This is a genomic window from Pseudomonas sp. FP2294 (assembly GCF_030687625.1).
GTDB classification, from domain to species: Bacteria; Pseudomonadota; Gammaproteobacteria; order Pseudomonadales; family Pseudomonadaceae; genus Aquipseudomonas; species Aquipseudomonas shahriarae.
Window position 1 is genome coordinate 4,213,772 of the sequence record NZ_CP117441.1, and the last position, 15,792, is coordinate 4,229,563.

Sequence of the window (15,792 nt, forward strand, 5' to 3'; positions counted from 1 at the left end):
GCTTGAGTGCGCAGTGCTCGCCCTTTCGCCAGGCATCACCTACAGCGTTGGGCGTTGCGCAGCCACCAGCAACATCATCGGCCGCTCCAGCTCCTCCGCCAACTCTGGCCGGGCCACAAGGTCCGCGGCACTCGGGCCCCATTCTTCAATATGGCTCAGGCTCAAGCCTGCTTTGATCAACATGTTGAGCAGCGTGCCCAGGGTACGGTGCTGCTTGATCACACCCTTCGCCAGCCAGTCGGTGACCCGTGGCCCTTCCAGTTGATAACTGTCCAGCGGCCAGCTTTTACGCCCTTGCTCATCGACCTGCCAGCCCGGTTGCCGGGGCGCCATGAAGATCGGGTGCTCGATGGAGAAAACCAGCCGTCCTCCCGGCTTCAGGGCTTTATGAATACGGGCAAACAGCCCGGGTAGATCGGTGATGTAGTGAAAGGCCAGCGAGCTGTAGGCCAGGTCATAAGCCGCATCGGGCAGATCAAGCTGCTCGAGGTCGGCAATGGCATAAGTAATGGCCGAGGATGAAGTCATTTCCTTCGCCCGCGCCAGCATCTTCTGTGAGACGTCCAGCCCCAGCACCTGTTCGGCGCCCTGTTCCTGGGCCCAGCGGCTGAACCAGCCATAACCACAGCCCAGGTCCACCACCTTCAATCCCTGCATCAGCGGCAACAACGCCTGCAACGCGGGCCATTCCGGCGCACCTGCCAACCCTTGCAGGGAGCGGCCCATTTGACTGTAGCCCGCGAAAAAGGCTGGGGTATCGTAGATATTCTGCGTCACGCCGGTATCAATCCCTGGGTTCCAGGCCTATCGGAAAGAACACCCCGCCACTCCAGATGCCCAGCCAACTCTCGCCATCGATCAGGCGCGTCACCGCCAGCTCCACCATCTGGTAGAACACGTTGCGATGAACCAGTGCTTCAAGGTTGTTGCGCACCCGCACGTAGGGCGACGGTTCCTGGGTCTGCGGATCAATCACCACCCGCAACGGGTGTTCGGGGCCGGCTTCGATGACGTCTTCGACATTGGAGGTAAACCGCAGGAGTTGGCTTTCGCCCTGCCCCTCGACCTCCATCGACACCGCCACAAATGGCGCGTCATCTACCTTGATCCCGACCTTTTCCACCGGAGTGATCAAAAAGTAATCATCGCCATCGCGGCGGATGATATTGGAGAACAGCTTGACCATCGGTTTACGCCCGATGGGGGTGCCCAGGTAGTACCAGGTGCCGTCGCGGGCGATACGCATGTCGATATCGCCACAGAAATCCGGGTTCCACAGATGAACCGGAGCCGGTCCCTTGCCCTTGGGCAACTGTGCCAACAAATCATTGGCCTTGGCCGAACCCGTCATGCTGTTCTCCTTTGAATTACTGGTCGCTCATGCCCAGCAGGCTGCGGGCGTACTGCCGCAACGGTGGGCCAAGCAAATCTTCGGGTTTATTGTCGTGGAACGTCAGTAAACCGCCACGACTGCGGATCCGTGCAGTATCAATCAAATACTGGGTGCTGGTCTCGATCAACATAATCTGGATCACGCCACTGTCGACACCCAGCCGGTCCAGGGCTTCCTGGTCGGCCCATTCATCTGCATTGCCAATGCGATCATCAGCCTTGGCGAACCGCGTGTACAACAGGTAATGGGCACCTGCTTCACGGGCTTCGGCCATGGCCTGCTCCAAACCTTCCGGGGCGCGGGCGCGGCGGACCATGGGGAAGTATTCGATAAAACCGTTGAAGGCTTCTTCGGCCACCACATTGGGTCGCGGGTAGGCACTGCCCGGCGGCGTGAACGCACCCTGGGCGATAAACACAAAGGAATCGGGCTGAATGCGAACCGAGTTGGAACGACGTGTGTCGCTGTGGTCCAGCAAACCGGCATCGCTCATCTGATAGCGAGTGCCTTCGGCCATATCGCTGACTGTCATGCAGCCACCCAGCGCAAACGACGCCAGCAACAAAACCAGACTACGCATCCTATCCTCCAGAGGCCGGTGACGGAAAACCGGCGAATGGGCACGAGATGCAGATTTTGCGCCAGCTTGCCTGGCTAGCCGCCAATGATCTTCATCACCGTCGCCCCGCCCGAAAACGCCACTTCCTGCTTATCGCCCAAGGCCTTGACCAGCAAGCCCTGTAACGCCGGCAAGGCCTGATGACGCGGCTTGTCCAACAAGTCGCCGACATAGTGGCGGTTGCTCGAAGACAGACAGCCGTGCAGCCAACCTGTGGAAGACAGACGCAGGCGTGAACAGGTTCGGCAAAACGGCACGCTTTCATTGGCGATCACGCCGAAGTGGCCCTGGCCGGGAATTTCATAGCGCACGGCCGTGGCATCCACCGGGGCGTCGGCCTGCAGGTATTCGTGATGTTCGCCAATCAGGCTCAACAGTTGTTGCAGGCTGACAAATTGCTGCAGGAAGGCGTTGGAGTCGCTGGCCAGGTGGCCCATGCGCATCAACTCGATAAAACGCAGTTCATAACCGCGCGCCAGGCAATATTCCAGCAGCGGCATCACCTGGTCGAGGTTCTGCCCGCGCAGCGGCACCATATTGACCTTGATCTTGATCCCCGCCGCACGTGCCTGGTCCATGCCATCAAGCACCGTGGCCAGGTCGCCGCCCCGGGCAATCCCGCGAAAGGCATCGGCATCCAGGGTGTCGAGGGACACGTTGATACGACGAATGCCGGCATCCACCAGCAGTGGCAACTTGCGCGCCAGTAACTGGCCATTGGTGGTCAGGCTGATATCACTCAAGCCCATCTGCCCGACGGCCTGCATAAAGGTTTCGAGCTTGGGGCTGACCAGCGGCTCGCCGCCGGTGATCCGCAGGCGATCAATGCCCGCTGCCTCGATCAGGTAGGCCACGCCACGCGCCATGGCCTCGGCCGAGAGTTCGTCCTGCGCAGCCACCAGCCGCTTGCCGTTGGGCACGCAGTAGGTACAGGCGTAATTGCAGGCTGAGGTCAGGCTGATCCGCAAATTGCGAAAACGCCTGCCTTGACGATCAACGATCATGGATCACTCCGGCAGAGGATAATTCGGGCGCGCTAAAACCTGACTCATAAATCAGATTTTAGCAAGATCCTTGCCTGAGTATATTCCTGGGTTATCACATACGGCAGTAAATCAGCCGGCCATTGCCCGGATGAATGCCTTAGGTGGCAGGCGTCTCGGGGTTAGGCTGGTCGCTGCTGTGCTTGCGCTTGTTGCCCATGCGCACGCCGATGTCCATCAGGAATTGGAAGAAGCCTTCCTGATCTTCCAGCACATTGCTCCAGAATGGCGAGTGGTACAGCGCCACGGCGCCATGCACCAACGCCCACGCGGCGCAGTAATGGAAATAAGGCGGCACATCTTCCAGCTTGCCTTCGCTGATCCGGCCTTTGATCAGCAGGGTCAGGCGTTCGAAGTTCGAGGCGCGGATCTTGTGCAGTTCCTCGACCATTTCCGGCACCTGGTGGCCCTTGACCACTTTTTCTTCCAGGCGGTCAAACAGGCGGTAACGCTGCGGGTCACGCATGCGGAACTCAAAGTACGCCCGGGACAGGGCTTCCTTGTCCTTGTCGACATCGGCCGAATGCAGCAACTCGTTCAAATCGCGCTCGTAGTCGAGCATCAGGCGCAAGTAAATCTCGGCCTTGGACTTGAAGTGCTTATAGATCGTGCCTTTGCCGATACCCACGGCATCCGCAATCATCTCGACGGTGACGCTGTCTTCACCCTGTTCGAGGAACAATTTGAGCGCGGTGTCGAGAATTTCCTGCTCACGGCGGCGAAACTCACGGACCTTACGGGGTTCTTTGTGCATAGAAAGAGGTCTGCAGAGGTCAGTATTGGAAGGGATGAGCGTGCCGATGACGGAACGTTTTACCCGGTGCGAGGGATTATCCCGACTGCACGGTCGTTGGGCAACGTCTATATGAACAACCCATACACTAAACTTACAGCACGCCAACGAATCAGGCGCTATCGGTCAGAAATAAAGCATAGATTCGCACGATGTACTGCCGCCCCATGAGAACTCAAGCGAAGCGGATGTATTCCAAATCTGTTTAAAAAACGACCAGAAGCGGCTGGACTGCACGGGATACTGATCAATACTTCATCTGTCGGTGTGACATCTCCCCCAAGTGACACACCGATATGGGTACCAACGGACCGCGTATCCTTGTTTACTCCTAATGGTCTTAGCCCGGATTCACCCCCCAGAACCCGGGTTTTTTTTGCCTGGGATTCAGCGAACGTGGGCCAGCGGGAACAGACGCTTGAAGTTGGCGGTGGTCTGCTCGGCAAAACGCTCCACCGACTCGCCGCGCAGCATTGCCAGGTAATCCGCCACATCCCGCACATATTCCGGCAGGTTGGGTTTGCCGCGATGGGGGATCGGCGCCAGGTAGGGTGAATCGGTCTCGACCAGCAAGCGATCGGCCGGCACCTGGCGCGCCACGTCCCGCAGGGCCTCGGCGTTGCGGAAGGTGACGATGCCCGACAAGGAAATATAGAACCCCAGGTCGAGGGCCGCCTTGGCCATCTCCCAGTCCTCGGTAAAACAGTGCAACACACCCGCCTGGGGCAGCGCGGCTTCGCGCAGCAAGGCCAGGGTGTCGGCGCGGGCGCCGCGGGTATGCACGATCACCGGCTTGCCGGTCTGCTGCGCCGCTTGCAGGTGCAGGCGGAACGAGGCTTGCTGCAACTCGGCGGCTTCCGGCTCGTAGTGGTAGTCCAGGCCCGTCTCGCCAATAGCCACCACCCGCGGGTGATTGAGTTCGTCCAGCAGCCACTCAAGGGCCGGGGCTTCACCGGGCTTGAGGTCCAGGGGGTGGATGCCCACCGAGCAATCCACATCGGCATAGCGTTCGGCCAGGGCCTTGACGTCGGCGGCGTTCTCGGCGCTGACGCCAATGCACAGGAAGTGCCCGACGCCACGCTGACGTGCAGCGTCGAGGGCAGCGTCCAGGGAGCCGTTGTGGGCGGCGAGGTCGAGGCGATCAAGGTGGCAATGGGAATCTACGAGCATAAGAAGTTACAACTTGCGTCACAGGAAGTGTCTGGCCGACGAAACATCCGTCGGCCCCGAAAATATCAACGTCGACCGAGCAGCCCGACCCACTGCACCAGCAGGGCCTCAAGCAGCAGCACCCGGTTCAGGTTGGCCTTGCCCAGCACCTTCTGGCGTTGGGCGAGGATCCAGTCCTGGATGTTCAATACCTTGTCCTGGGCACTTTTCTGCGCCAGGTATTGCACCACCTTGCGCATGTCCATCAAGCCCAGGCCGTTTTCGTCCTGGGTCAATTGGTATCGCAGGATCAGGCTGGACCAGTCGCAGAACCAGTCAAACAGCAGCAACAGCGGCACGTCTTTCCAGCCTTCGGCCAACTGCGTGGCAGACTGCTCCTGCTTGAGCAGCTTCTTCACCCCGTCGACCACCAGCGCACGCTGCTCGCGTACGCCCTGGGCCTGCAGGCTGACCGCTGCCAAGGGCGAGCCGGCTGCCAGGGTCAGCAATTCGACCCGCTCCTGCTCAGTGCATTCGGGCAAGGCCTGGCCCAGCCACTGCAAGCTCATGGCCTCGCTTGGCAGTGGGCAGGCCTGTTGCACGCAGCGACTGCGAATGGTCGGCAGCAGACGGCTGGACTGGTGACTCACCAGCAACAACACCGTATCACCAGAAGGCTCCTCAAGGCTCTTGAGCAAGGCGTTGGCGGCGTTGATATTCATCGACTCCACCGGCTCGATCAATACCACCTTGCGCCCGCCCATCTGCGCGGTCTGCACCACGAAGCTCACCAGGTCGCGCACCTGGTCGACCTTGATCGCCTTGTCCGCCTCCTCCGGTTCCAGCACGTAGTTGTCCGGATGGCTGCCGGCCTTGAGTAGCAGGCACGACTTACAGTGCCCGCACGCCTCCAGCCCTGCCGGCTGCTGGCAGAGCAGGCGGGCCATCAAGCGCTCGGCCAGGGCACGCTTGCCGATGCCTACCGGCCCATGGAGCAGATAGGCATGGGCGTGCTGGGCACGCCCGGCCAATTGCTGCCAGAGGCTGTCCTGCCACGGATAGGCTTCAGCCACGGTACAGCTCCAACAGTTTGGGGAGCAGCTCATCGATGGCCCGCTGCACCTGTTCCAGGGGCTGAGCGGCATCCAGCAGGCAGTAGCGCGACGGCGCGGCTTCGGCACGCTTGAGATAGGCCGCACGCACCGCCTCGAAAAAGGCTCGGCCTTCCAGCTCGAAACGATCCAGGCGCCCACGGGCGCTGGCCCGGGCCAGGCCGATGTCTACCGGCAGGTCGAAGACCAGGGTCAAGTGCGGGCGCAGGTCGCCTTGGACGAAGGTCTCCAGGGTCGCAATGCGCTCCAGGGACAGGCCGCGGCCAGCGCCCTGATAGGCGTAGGTGGAATCGGTGAAGCGGTCGCAGATCACCACCGCGCCCCGGGCCAGCGCCGGGCGAATCACTTCGGCCAAGTGCTGGGCACGGGCGGCAAACACCAGCAACAGCTCGGTGTCCGGGTGCATGACCTCGTCGCCAGTGGCCAGCAACACCTCACGGATCTTCTCGGCCAGGGGCGTGCCGCCAGGCTCGCGGGTCAGCAGCACCTCGATACCTTCAGCCCGCAAGCGCTCGGCCAGGTATTCACGGTTGGTACTCTTGCCAGCGCCTTCCGGGCCTTCCAGGGTAATAAACAAGCCAGTCACAGGCAGTCCTTAGTCAGAGTCATTGCGGGCTTTGCGCGGGCGCAGCGTCAGGCGCGGCAGGCTCAACGGTGGTCGGCGCGGGTGCCGGGCTGGAGCGGTAATCGGCGCGGCGCTTGAGTTGGTACTCGCGCACCGCCGCGTTATGGGCGTCCAGGCTATCGGAAAAAATATGGCTGCCATCGCCCCGGGCCACGAAATACAGGCTGCTGCCCGGTACCGGATTCAACGCGGCATGAATCGCCTCGCGGCCAACCATGGCAATCGGCGTCGGCGGCAGGCCGCTGATCATGTAGGTGTTATAGGGTGTGGCTTCTTTCAGGTGCGCGCGCGTCAACTTGCCGTTGTAGCGCTCGCCCATGCCGTAGATCACCGTGGGATCGGTTTGCAGCAGCATGCCAATCTTCAGGCGCCGCACAAACACCCCGGCAATCTGCCCACGCTCTTCAGGCACGCCAGTTTCCTTCTCGACCAGCGACGCCATGATCAGCGCCTGGTAGGGGTCGGTATAGGGCGCATCCGGGGCACGTCGCTGCCATTCCTGGGCCAGTACGTCGTCCAGGCGGTTATAGGCTTTCTTCAGGAATTCGACATCGGTCATGCCGCGCACGAAACGGTAGGTGTCGGGGAAGAACCGCCCTTCGGGGAACACGTCGGGATGGCCGATTTTTTCCATCACCTCAGTGTCACTCAAGCCCGACAGGGTCTGCTCGATCTTTTCATGCTTGGCCAAGGCACTGCGTACCTGACGGAAGTTCCAGCCCTCCACCAGGGTCAGGCTGTACTGCACCACTTCACCACGCTGCCACAGGCCAATCAGGCCCTGGGCCGTCAGGCCTGGCGTCATGCGGTATTCGCCACTGTGCAGCGGTTGGCCGTCAAGGTTGAAGCGCCAGTAGAGACGCAGCCAAAAGGCATCCTCCAGCACACCGTCACTTTCCAGACGATTGAAAGTGCCCGTAGGGGTCGCGCCAGCAGCTACATCCAGCAATTGCTCCTGGGGCAGATTCAGCGGTTGCTTCAAGGCCGAGTTCAGCTTCCAGGCGGAAAAGCCCAATAGCAAACCCGCCAGGACCAGACCGATCTCCAGCAGCAATACAATTTTACGTCTCAAATCAAACACCCAATAGCGCGCGAACAATGCCTTGCAGTTTACGGGTGAGCGGCCCGGCCGACCAGCTCATTGGCCCACATCCAAGCACCGGCCAAATGCCATATACGCTATTGCAGACAAACACTTCGTCAGCCCGTTGCAGCTGCGCAAGGCTGATATCGGTCACGGTCGTGACGAGCCCCAACGCCTCGGCACGGGCCAACAGCTCGGCCCGCATGACGCCAGCCACACCACAGCGGCTCAGGTCGGCGGTCAGCAACTGGCCGTTATCCACCAGGAACAGGTTGCTGAACACGCCTTCGATGACGCGCCCGGACATATCCAGCATCAATCCTTCCGCGTGATCGGCATCCTGCCACTCGGCGCGAGCCAGGACCTGTTCGAGGCGATTGAGGTGTTTGAGGCCGGCGAGCAAGGGTTGCTCGGACAAACGCGTGACACATGGGAACAGGCGGACACCTGATGAACCGTGGGCCGGGGGATAGGTAGCAGGTGGGCTGCCTTGCAGGATACGGCGCACGGGTGCGCCTGCGTTGATGCCATACCCCCGCAGGCTATCGCCTCGGGTCAGGATCAACTTGAGAACGCCGTCACCGAGGGCCGCCGCATAGGCCAGTAACTCGTTGCGGATCAGTGCCTGATCCGCAACGAGCGCCAGGCGCCTGCAACCCTCGTCGAGGCGTTGCAGGTGGCGGTCGAGCAGCACGGGCTGCCCGGCCTTGACCGCGAGGGTTTCAAACAAACCATCGCCGTAGGCCAGGCCGCGATCTTTGAGCGGCACTGCGTCCGCTGGCTGACCGTCGACCCAGCTGCGCATTACTCGGCGAACCGGCGGAACACCAGGGAACCGTTGGTACCGCCAAAGCCGAACGAGTTGGACAGCACCACGTCGATCGGCATTTTCTGCGCCTCGTGAGGTACGAAGTTCAGGTCGCAGCCTTCATCCGGCTCATCCAGGTTGATGGTCGGCGGTGCGACCTGGTCCTTGATCGCCAGCACACTGAAGATCGCCTCAACCGCGCCTGCCGCACCCAGCAGGTGACCGGTCATGGACTTGGTGGAACTGACCGCCAGCTTGTAGGCGTGCTCACCGAACACAGACTTGATGGCCTGCGCTTCCGCCAGATCGCCAGTGGGTGTCGAGGTGCCGTGGGCATTGATGTACTGCACTTGATCGCCATTGATCTTCGCATCGCGCAACGCATTGCTGATGCAGCGCGCAGCGCCTGCGCCGTCGGCGGGTGGCGACGTCATGTGATACGCGTCGCCACTCATGCCAAAACCGATCAACTCGGCATAGATCGTTGCGCCGCGCGCTTTGGCGTGCTCCAGCTCTTCGAGGACCAGGGCACCGGCACCGTCGGACAGTACAAAGCCATCACGGCCCTTGTCCCACGGACGACTGGCGCGGGTTGGCTCGTCATTGCGCGTCGACAGCGCACGGGACGCGCCGAAGCCGCCCATGCCCAGGCCACAGGCGGCCATTTCGGCGCCACCGGCAATCATCACGTCCGCCTCGTCATAGGCGATATTGCGCGCCGCCATGCCGATGCAGTGAGTGCCCGTGGTGCACGCCGTGGAAATGGCGTAGTTAGGCCCCTGGGCACCCAGATGGATGGACAGGAAACCGGAAATCATATTGATGATCGAGCCCGGGACGAAGAACGGTGAAATTCGACGAGGGCCGGATTCGTGCAGCGTGCGGCTGGTTTCTTCGATATTGGTCAAACCGCCAATACCCGAACCCATGGCCACGCCGATGCGCTCACGGTTGGCATCGGTGACTTCCAGGCCTGCATTACGCACTGCCTGAAAACCGGCTGCCAGGCCGTATTGAATGAACAGGTCGAGTTTGCGGGATTCCTTGATCGAGAGATATTCCTCGACATTGAAGCCCTTTACCGAGCCGCCAAAACGGGTGGAATAGGCAGAAAGGTCCGTATGCTCAATCAGACCAATACCACTGTGGCCAGCCAGAATGCCCTGCCAACTGCTCGGCACATCCGTGCCCAGTGGCGACAACATACCCATACCGGTGACTACGACGCGTCTACGCGACACAGCACTCTCCTTTTTCTTGATGACGACACTTTGCATCAAACCTAAAGAAAAAACCGCACGCCGTTATAGCAGTGCGGTTTTTCCCAACAGCAAGCGACGACTACAAATTACTTGTCGTTGTGAGCAGTAACGTAGTCGATAGCAGCTTGAACAGTAGTGATTTTTTCAGCTTCTTCGTCCGGGATTTCGGTCTCGAATTCCTCTTCCAGAGCCATCACCAGCTCAACGGTGTCAAGGGAGTCGGCACCCAGGTCTTCAACGAAGGAAGAAGTGTTTTTCACTTCATCTTCTTTAACGCCCAGTTGCTCGGCAACGATTTTCTTGACGCGCTCTTCGATGGTGCTCATACCTTGTTTTCACTCCTAATGGACAAATTCAGGCAGCTGGCCAGTGGGTAAGTGTATAGAAAGGCTTTTCAGCTTTTCAACTGAAAGCTTCACCCTCGTACCCTACCGACCACCTGTCTATAAATAGATTGCAGCTTTATAACGGATTTTAGACAGCTCGTATGACATTTTTTTGAAGCGATCCGTCACAATTTAACTCATGTACATCCCGCCGTTCACCGGGATTGTAGCCCCAGTCACGTATGCCGCACCGTCAGATGCCAGGAAAGAGACCACATTGGCGATCTCTTGAGCCTGGCCCAGACGACCCAGCGGAATTTGCGTCAGCAACGCTTCACGCTGCGCTTCTGGCAGTTCGCGGGTCATATCGGTGTCGATGAACCCTGGAGCCACCGAGTTGACCGTAATCGACCGCGAGCCGACTTCACGCGCCAGGGCACGGCTGAAACCTTCCAGGCCGGCCTTGGCAGAGGCGTAGTTTACTTGGCCTGCGTTGCCCATGGCACCCACTACGGAGCCAATATTGATAATTCGCCCCCAACGCGCCTTGGTCATGCCGCGCAAAACACCCTTGGACAGGCGAAACAGACTGTTCAGGTTGGTATCGACCACGTCGTACCACTCGTCGTCTTTCATGCGCATCATCAGGTTGTCACGGGTGATACCGGCGTTGTTCACCAGAATAGCCGGCGTACCGAATTGTGCGGTGATCTCGGCAAGCACGGCAGCCACGGACTCATCGCTGGTCACGTTGAGTTCCAGGCCGGTGCCCTGCACGCCGTTTTCCTTGAGGGTCGCGGCGATACGCTCGGCGCCCGAGGCGGAGGTGGCAGTACCAATCACTACCGCGCCCTGACGGCCCAGTTCCAGGGCAATCGCCTGGCCAATGCCACGGCTTGCGCCGGTAACCAGTGCAACTTTACCTTGCAGACTCATGCAGGCTTCTCCTTAGTTCAGGCCAGTGCGGCGCGGGCGGCTGCGAAGCCATCCGGGGTATTGAGATTGGAAGTCGACACGCCTTCGGCGCAGCGCTTGTTGAGACCGGCCAGGACTTTGCCCGGGCCACACTCAACCAGTTGGGTCGCGCCCTTGGCAGCCAGGGTCTGCACGGATTCAACCCAGCGCACCGGCTTGTACAGTTGCTCCAGCAGGTCGCGCTTGAGGGTTTCCAGGTCCGGGGCCACGTCGGCGCTGACGTTTTGCACCAGCGGGATCTGCGGTGCCTGCCAGTTGATGGCGGCGACGGACTCGGCAAAACGCTCGGCCGCCGGGCGCATCAGTTCGCAGTGGGACGGTACGCTGACCGGCAGCGGCAAGGCACGCTTGGCCCCACGGGCCTTGCAGCCTTCGATGGCACGCTCAACTGCAGCCTTGGCACCGGCGATCACCACCTGGCCAGGGGAGTTGAAGTTGACCGCGCTGACCACTTCGCCCTGGGCCGCTTCGGCACAGGCTTCGATCACCACCGCGTCGTCCAGGCCCAGGATCGCGGCCATGCCGCCCTGCCCGGCCGGAACCGCCTCTTGCATCAGTTGGCCACGGCGCTCTACCAGCTTGACCGCTTCAGCGAGGGTCAGACTGCCTGCCGCAACCAGGGCGCTGTACTCGCCCAGGCTGTGACCGGCAACAAAAGCCGGGCGTGCGCCGCCTTCGGCCAGCCAAACGCGCCACAGCGCGATGGACGCCGTCAGGATGGCCGGCTGGGTTTTATCGGTTTGATTGAGCAGTTCTTCCGGACCGTCCTGGGTCAATGCCCAGAGGTCGTAGCCCAAGGCCGCGGAAGCTTCCTTGAATGTTTCCAGGATCAGCGGGTATTGCGCGCCCAGCTCGGCCAACATGCCGAGGGACTGCGAACCCTGCCCTGGAAAGACGAATGCGAGGGATGTAGACATGTAACAAGCCCCTAATGATCTGGTCGTCGGTGAATTGACGCCCCACAGCTGGGAGCGCAAGAAACTGACAGATTGGATGGTCAATTGAACTGGCCGGTCACATTTAAGCATTCCCGGCCCGATTCGCCTAAGGCAACAGATCCTCAAGACGGCCATGCAAGCGTTGCGGCAGGTTCTCCTGGATCTCGATCAGCGCGCGCGCAATAGCACTCTGAAAGCCCTGGACACCTGCAGAACCGTGGCTTTTTACCACAATACCCTGCAGACCGAGGAAGCTTGCGCCGTTATGCCGCGCCGGGGCCAGGTCCGCCTGCAAGCGCCGCATCAACGGCAACGCCAAGGCACCCACCAGCCGCGAAGCCAGATTGCGCTTGAACAACGCCTCGATCCGCGCAGCAATCATCGTAGCCAGGCCTTCGCTGGACTTAAGCAGGATATTTCCGACAAACCCGTCACAAACCACCACATCGGCCTCGCCACGATATAACCCATCGCCTTCGACAAACCCGATGTAATTCAAGCCCCGCGCCTGCTGCAACAGGCTAGCGGCCAACTTGACCTGCTGGTTGCCCTTGATGTCCTCGGTGCCGATGTTCAGCAAGGCCACCCGTGGCCGCACCACACCCAGCGCCTCGGCCGCGACCGAGCCCATCAGGGCAAAGTGCAGCAGGTGCTCGGCGCTGCAATCGACATTTGCCCCCAGGTCCAGCAACTGGCAATAGCCACCCTGTGTCGGAATCGCCGCGACCATCGCCGGCCGATCAATACCCGGCAGGGTTTTCAGCACATGCCGCGACAGCGCCATCAAGGCCCCGGTATTGCCAGCGCTGACACAGGCCTGGACCTTGCCATCGCGCAGCAACTCAAGCGCCACGCGCATTGACGAATCAGGTTTGCCACGCAGGGCCTGGGCCGGCTTTTCATCCATGCCGATGGTTTCGCTGGCCGGCATTATTGTCAGGCGCGCGCGATCCACAGCCGGATGACTGGCAATCAGTTCTTCAAGAAGGGAAGGTTGACCGACGAGGGTCAGGTGCAGCGAGGGCGTAGCAGACAGGCTGGCAATGCATGCCTGGACAATGCTGCGGGGACCGAAGTCCCCGCCCATTGCGTCAATCGCGATGACTTGAGCAGACAAGTGATTACTCGTCAGCGCCCTTGTCGATCACTTTACGGCCACGGTATACGCCTTCTGGCGATACGTGGTGACGCAGGTGAACTTCACCAGTGGTTTTTTCTACAGACAGAGTGCTTGCCGTCAGGGCATCGTGCGAACGACGCATGTCACGGGCAGAGCGGGATTTTTTGTTCTGCTGAACAGCCATAATTGATTAACTCCTAAACGTTTGGGTCACGCTTTAACTGCGCCAATACACTGAACGGGTTGGACCGCGTTACCTCGTCCTCGCTCGGTTCGGACTCGTCATCGAGCCCCGCCGGCTGCTGGCATTCTTCCGGATGATGAGCAGGCACAATGGGCAAGGCGAGCAAAAGCTCCTCCTCGATCAGTGCATGCAGATCCAAAGGATCTTCGCCCAGTTCCAGCACGTCATAACCTTTCGGCAACGACTGGGTATTCGCACCCTCTTTCACCACAGCATAACTGCATTCGCTGTGGATCGGCAGGGTGACCAGCTCAAGACAACGCTGGCAAACCATTTTGACCTCGGTGTCGATAAAGCTGTGGATTACCACAGATTTACGTTCATCTCGCTCAAAAACGAATTTAGCCTGCACCGTACCGACAGTGTCGGAAAGCGGGTCGCAGAGTCTCTCCAAATCGGCCAGCAACACTTCACCTTGGAGGGTGGTGCCACGATCAGCCAATTTGCGCGGGTCAACGTGAGGTGGAATCGGGTCATTCAACATAGGCGCAGCATTATAGGGATGCACCCGCCCATGTCAAAGGAAATTCAGCCCTGTGCGCCAGACTGTCCGCTCGCTAGAATCCGCGACTGCCTTGAGGAGAGCCACATGTTGCCTTTATTACTCGCTTCCAGCTCGGTTTATCGCCGGGAACTGCTGAACCGCCTGCATCTGCCGTTCATCTGCAGCTCTCCGGATATCGACGAAAGCCATCGCATAAATGAGTCCGCGATCGACCTGGTCAAGCGCCTGGCCGAAGAGAAAGCCCGCGCCCTGGCCGGCAGCCATCCAGGGCACCTGATCATCGGTTCGGACCAGGTGGCGACCCTGGACGGCCAGATCATCGGCAAGCCCCACACCTTTGAAAGGGCCCGCGAGCAATTGCTGGCGGCCAGCGGCAGACAGGTCAGCTTCCTGACCGGCCTGGCCCTGCTCAATAGCGACACCGGGCACTGCCAGGTGGACTGCATCCCCTTCACCGTCACAATGCGCCAATTGGCACCGGCACAGATCGAGCGCTACCTGCGGATCGAGCAACCCTACGATTGCGCTGGCAGCTTCAAGGCCGAGGGACTGGGGGTGAGCCTGTTTCAGAGCACCGCAGGGCCAGACGCCACCAGCCTCATCGGCCTACCGCTGATCCGCCTGGTGGATATGTTGCTGGCCGAAGGCGTGCAAATCCCCTGAGAGCCCCACAAAAAACAATGTGGGAGCCGGGCTTGCCCGCGATGACGGCCTGTCAGCAACCCATTGGTTGGCTGACCCACCGCAATCGCGGGCAAGCCCGCTCCCACATTTTGAGCTATGCCAATCGCGAGATCAGCGCAAGGCCGGCCCCTGGAAGCCCATGTACAGCGCCAGCTTCTCCGCCACACTGGCCCCCAGCTTCTTGGAGAAACGGTCGAACGGCGATTCCTGGACGGTAAAGTCCACCAACTCCTTCTCGCCAATCACATCCCGTGCTACTGAACTGGCACTGCCCAGACCATCAATCAAGCCCAGCGGCAATGCCTGCTCACCCGACCAGATCAGGCCCGAGAACAACTCCGGATGTTCTTTATCCTTGAGCCGCTCACCGCGCCCCTGCTTGACGCTGGCAATGAACTGGCGATGAGTGGTGTCGAGCACGCTCTGCCAGAACTGGGTTTCGTCAGCCTTTTGCGGCTGGAACGGGTCAAGGAACGACTTGTGCTCCCCGGAGGTGTAGGTACGACGCTCAACCCCCAGCTTCTCCATTGCCCCGACAAAACCGTAGCCGGCCGCCGTCACGCCAATGGAACCCACCAGACTGGCCTTGTCGGCGTAGATCTGGTCGGCGGCGCTGGCGATGTAATAGGCACCCGAGGCGCCCAGGTCAGAGATTACCGCGTACAGCTTGGTCTCTGGATGCAAGGCACGCAGCCGGCGAATCTCGTCATAGACGTAACCCGACTGCACCGGACTGCCGCCAGGGCTATTGATGCGCAACACCACGCCCTTGACCTTGGGATCCTCGAAAGCCGTGCGCAAGCTGCTGACGATATTGTCGGCACTGGCCGACTCCTTGTCGGCAATCACCCCGCTCACCTCGATCAACGCGGTATAGCTACCACTGCGGGCGGCGCTTTTTTCCATATCGACCAAAGGACTGAACAACACCAGCATGCCAATCAGGTAGGTGAAGGTCAGGAGTTTGAAGAAGATCCCCCAGCGCCGGGCGCGGCGCTGTTCCTGGACGCCCGCCAGAAGGGTCTTTTCCAACAACTTCCAGCTTTTATCATCGCCATTGTCAGCACCGGACTTGGTCGGTGCCTTCCACTCATCGGTCATGCCATCTACCC

The 15,792-nt window shown here is 60.3% G+C and carries 19 protein-coding genes; 1 reads left to right on the top strand and 18 read right to left on the bottom strand.

Annotation, left to right across the window (positions count from 1 at the left end):
* Positions 1 to 39 precede the first annotated feature (39 nt).
* The 17 genes from PSH73_RS18755 to PSH73_RS18835 all read right to left on the bottom strand — a co-directional run bounded on the left by PSH73_RS18755 (position 40) and on the right by PSH73_RS18835 (position 13,975).
* Entirely contained in the window at positions 40 to 777 is a 738-nt protein-coding gene (locus tag PSH73_RS18755) for a bifunctional 2-polyprenyl-6-hydroxyphenol methylase/3-demethylubiquinol 3-O-methyltransferase UbiG (RefSeq protein ID WP_057960388.1), read from the bottom strand.
* Between the two features lie 7 nt (positions 778 to 784).
* Positions 785 to 1,351 carry a DUF1285 domain-containing protein gene (locus PSH73_RS18760; protein WP_057439594.1) on the bottom strand — a complete coding sequence of 189 codons (567 nt, stop codon included), beginning with the start codon at positions 1,349 to 1,351 and terminating at the stop codon, positions 785 to 787.
* Positions 1,352 to 1,367: 16 nt separating this feature from the next.
* Positions 1,368 to 1,973, bottom strand: coding sequence for a DUF4823 domain-containing protein (locus tag PSH73_RS18765; RefSeq protein WP_057439595.1), 606 nt, complete (start codon positions 1,971 to 1,973; stop codon positions 1,368 to 1,370).
* Positions 1,974 to 2,047: 74 nt separating this feature from the next.
* Positions 2,048 to 3,016, bottom strand: a complete 969-nt coding sequence (locus tag PSH73_RS18770; RefSeq protein WP_057960389.1) for a GTP 3',8-cyclase MoaA — start codon at positions 3,014 to 3,016, stop codon at positions 2,048 to 2,050.
* A 139-nt stretch (positions 3,017 to 3,155) separates the two neighbouring features.
* Complete coding sequence (locus PSH73_RS18775; protein WP_057439597.1) at positions 3,156 to 3,809, bottom strand: TetR/AcrR family transcriptional regulator; 654 nt, start codon at positions 3,807 to 3,809, stop codon at positions 3,156 to 3,158.
* Positions 3,810 to 4,235: 426 nt separating this feature from the next.
* The gene (locus PSH73_RS18780) at positions 4,236 to 5,018 is read right to left on the bottom strand and encodes a TatD family hydrolase (protein ID WP_120733904.1); all 783 of its coding nucleotides are present in this window, start codon (positions 5,016 to 5,018) and stop codon (positions 4,236 to 4,238) included.
* A gap of 65 nt (positions 5,019 to 5,083) precedes the next feature.
* Positions 5,084 to 6,070 carry a DNA polymerase III subunit delta' gene (locus PSH73_RS18785; protein WP_057439598.1) on the bottom strand — a complete coding sequence of 329 codons (987 nt, stop codon included), beginning with the start codon at positions 6,068 to 6,070 and terminating at the stop codon, positions 5,084 to 5,086.
* Complete coding sequence (tmk, locus tag PSH73_RS18790) at positions 6,063 to 6,695, bottom strand: dTMP kinase (protein ID WP_057960391.1); 633 nt, start codon at positions 6,693 to 6,695, stop codon at positions 6,063 to 6,065. Before tmk ends, PSH73_RS18785 begins: the two co-directional genes overlap by 8 nt.
* 19 nt (positions 6,696 to 6,714) lie before the next feature.
* A complete protein-coding gene (gene mltG, locus PSH73_RS18795; RefSeq protein WP_057960418.1) occupies positions 6,715 to 7,806 on the bottom strand; it encodes an endolytic transglycosylase MltG in 1,092 nt (363 codons plus the stop codon).
* 1 nt (position 7,807) lies between these two features.
* Complete coding sequence (pabC, locus tag PSH73_RS18800) at positions 7,808 to 8,623, bottom strand: aminodeoxychorismate lyase (RefSeq protein ID WP_057960392.1); 816 nt, start codon at positions 8,621 to 8,623, stop codon at positions 7,808 to 7,810.
* On the bottom strand, positions 8,623 to 9,867 hold the full coding sequence (gene fabF / locus PSH73_RS18805) for a beta-ketoacyl-ACP synthase II (protein WP_057960393.1): 1,245 nt from the start codon (positions 9,865 to 9,867) through the stop codon (positions 8,623 to 8,625). The genes pabC and fabF overlap by 1 nt, the downstream gene beginning before the upstream one ends.
* 107 nt (positions 9,868 to 9,974) lie before the next feature.
* The gene (gene acpP, locus PSH73_RS18810; protein WP_057439601.1) at positions 9,975 to 10,214 is read right to left on the bottom strand and encodes an acyl carrier protein; all 240 of its coding nucleotides are present in this window, start codon (positions 10,212 to 10,214) and stop codon (positions 9,975 to 9,977) included.
* Between the two features lie 192 nt (positions 10,215 to 10,406).
* Positions 10,407 to 11,150: a 3-oxoacyl-ACP reductase FabG gene (gene fabG, locus PSH73_RS18815; protein WP_057439602.1), complete on the bottom strand. Its 744-nt coding sequence runs from the start codon at positions 11,148 to 11,150 to the stop codon at positions 10,407 to 10,409.
* Between the two features lie 17 nt (positions 11,151 to 11,167).
* Complete coding sequence (gene fabD, locus PSH73_RS18820; protein ID WP_057960394.1) at positions 11,168 to 12,106, bottom strand: ACP S-malonyltransferase; 939 nt, start codon at positions 12,104 to 12,106, stop codon at positions 11,168 to 11,170.
* Between the two features lie 127 nt (positions 12,107 to 12,233).
* Complete coding sequence (plsX, locus tag PSH73_RS18825) at positions 12,234 to 13,244, bottom strand: phosphate acyltransferase PlsX (RefSeq protein ID WP_081044296.1); 1,011 nt, start codon at positions 13,242 to 13,244, stop codon at positions 12,234 to 12,236.
* Positions 13,245 to 13,248: 4 nt separating this feature from the next.
* Complete coding sequence (rpmF, locus tag PSH73_RS18830; RefSeq protein WP_004371305.1) at positions 13,249 to 13,431, bottom strand: 50S ribosomal protein L32; 183 nt, start codon at positions 13,429 to 13,431, stop codon at positions 13,249 to 13,251.
* Between the two features lie 13 nt (positions 13,432 to 13,444).
* On the bottom strand, positions 13,445 to 13,975 hold the full coding sequence (locus PSH73_RS18835) for a YceD family protein (RefSeq protein WP_057960396.1): 531 nt from the start codon (positions 13,973 to 13,975) through the stop codon (positions 13,445 to 13,447).
* A 105-nt stretch (positions 13,976 to 14,080) separates the two neighbouring features.
* Here PSH73_RS18835 and PSH73_RS18840 point away from each other — a divergent pair, with 105 nt between their 5' ends.
* The gene (locus PSH73_RS18840) at positions 14,081 to 14,659 is read left to right on the top strand and encodes a nucleoside triphosphate pyrophosphatase (protein WP_057960397.1); all 579 of its coding nucleotides are present in this window, start codon (positions 14,081 to 14,083) and stop codon (positions 14,657 to 14,659) included.
* Positions 14,660 to 14,791: 132 nt separating this feature from the next.
* Here PSH73_RS18840 and sppA read toward each other — a convergent pair whose 3' ends face one another.
* Positions 14,792 to 15,781, bottom strand: a complete 990-nt coding sequence (gene sppA / locus PSH73_RS18845; RefSeq protein WP_057439606.1) for a signal peptide peptidase SppA — start codon at positions 15,779 to 15,781, stop codon at positions 14,792 to 14,794.
* Positions 15,782 to 15,792 lie beyond the last annotated feature (11 nt).

What these genes read in the sequence shown, in the direction of transcription:
- PSH73_RS18760 (WP_057439594.1), bottom strand. Translation starts at nt 1,351, where the DNA reads ATGACGGGTTCGGCCAAGGCCAATGATTTGTTGGCACAGTTGCCCAAG.
- PSH73_RS18765 (WP_057439595.1), bottom strand. Translation starts at nt 1,973, where the DNA reads ATGCGTAGTCTGGTTTTGTTGCTGGCGTCGTTTGCGCTGGGTGGCTGC.
- PSH73_RS18770 (WP_057960389.1), bottom strand. Translation starts at nt 3,016, where the DNA reads ATGATCGTTGATCGTCAAGGCAGGCGTTTTCGCAATTTGCGGATCAGC.
- PSH73_RS18775 (WP_057439597.1), bottom strand. Translation starts at nt 3,809, where the DNA reads ATGCACAAAGAACCCCGTAAGGTCCGTGAGTTTCGCCGCCGTGAGCAG.
- PSH73_RS18780 (WP_120733904.1), bottom strand. Translation starts at nt 5,018, where the DNA reads ATGCTCGTAGATTCCCATTGCCACCTTGATCGCCTCGACCTCGCCGCC.
- pabC (WP_057960392.1), bottom strand. Translation starts at nt 8,623, where the DNA reads ATGCGCAGCTGGGTCGACGGTCAGCCAGCGGACGCAGTGCCGCTCAAA.
- acpP (WP_057439601.1), bottom strand. Translation starts at nt 10,214, where the DNA reads ATGAGCACCATCGAAGAGCGCGTCAAGAAAATCGTTGCCGAGCAACTG.
- fabG (WP_057439602.1), bottom strand. Translation starts at nt 11,150, where the DNA reads ATGAGTCTGCAAGGTAAAGTTGCACTGGTTACCGGCGCAAGCCGTGGC.
- fabD (WP_057960394.1), bottom strand. Translation starts at nt 12,106, where the DNA reads ATGTCTACATCCCTCGCATTCGTCTTTCCAGGGCAGGGTTCGCAGTCC.
- rpmF (WP_004371305.1), bottom strand. Translation starts at nt 13,431, where the DNA reads ATGGCTGTTCAGCAGAACAAAAAATCCCGCTCTGCCCGTGACATGCGT.
- PSH73_RS18835 (WP_057960396.1), bottom strand. Translation starts at nt 13,975, where the DNA reads ATGTTGAATGACCCGATTCCACCTCACGTTGACCCGCGCAAATTGGCT.
- PSH73_RS18840 (WP_057960397.1), top strand. Translation starts at nt 14,081, where the DNA reads ATGTTGCCTTTATTACTCGCTTCCAGCTCGGTTTATCGCCGGGAACTG.
- sppA (WP_057439606.1), bottom strand. Translation starts at nt 15,781, where the DNA reads ATGACCGATGAGTGGAAGGCACCGACCAAGTCCGGTGCTGACAATGGC.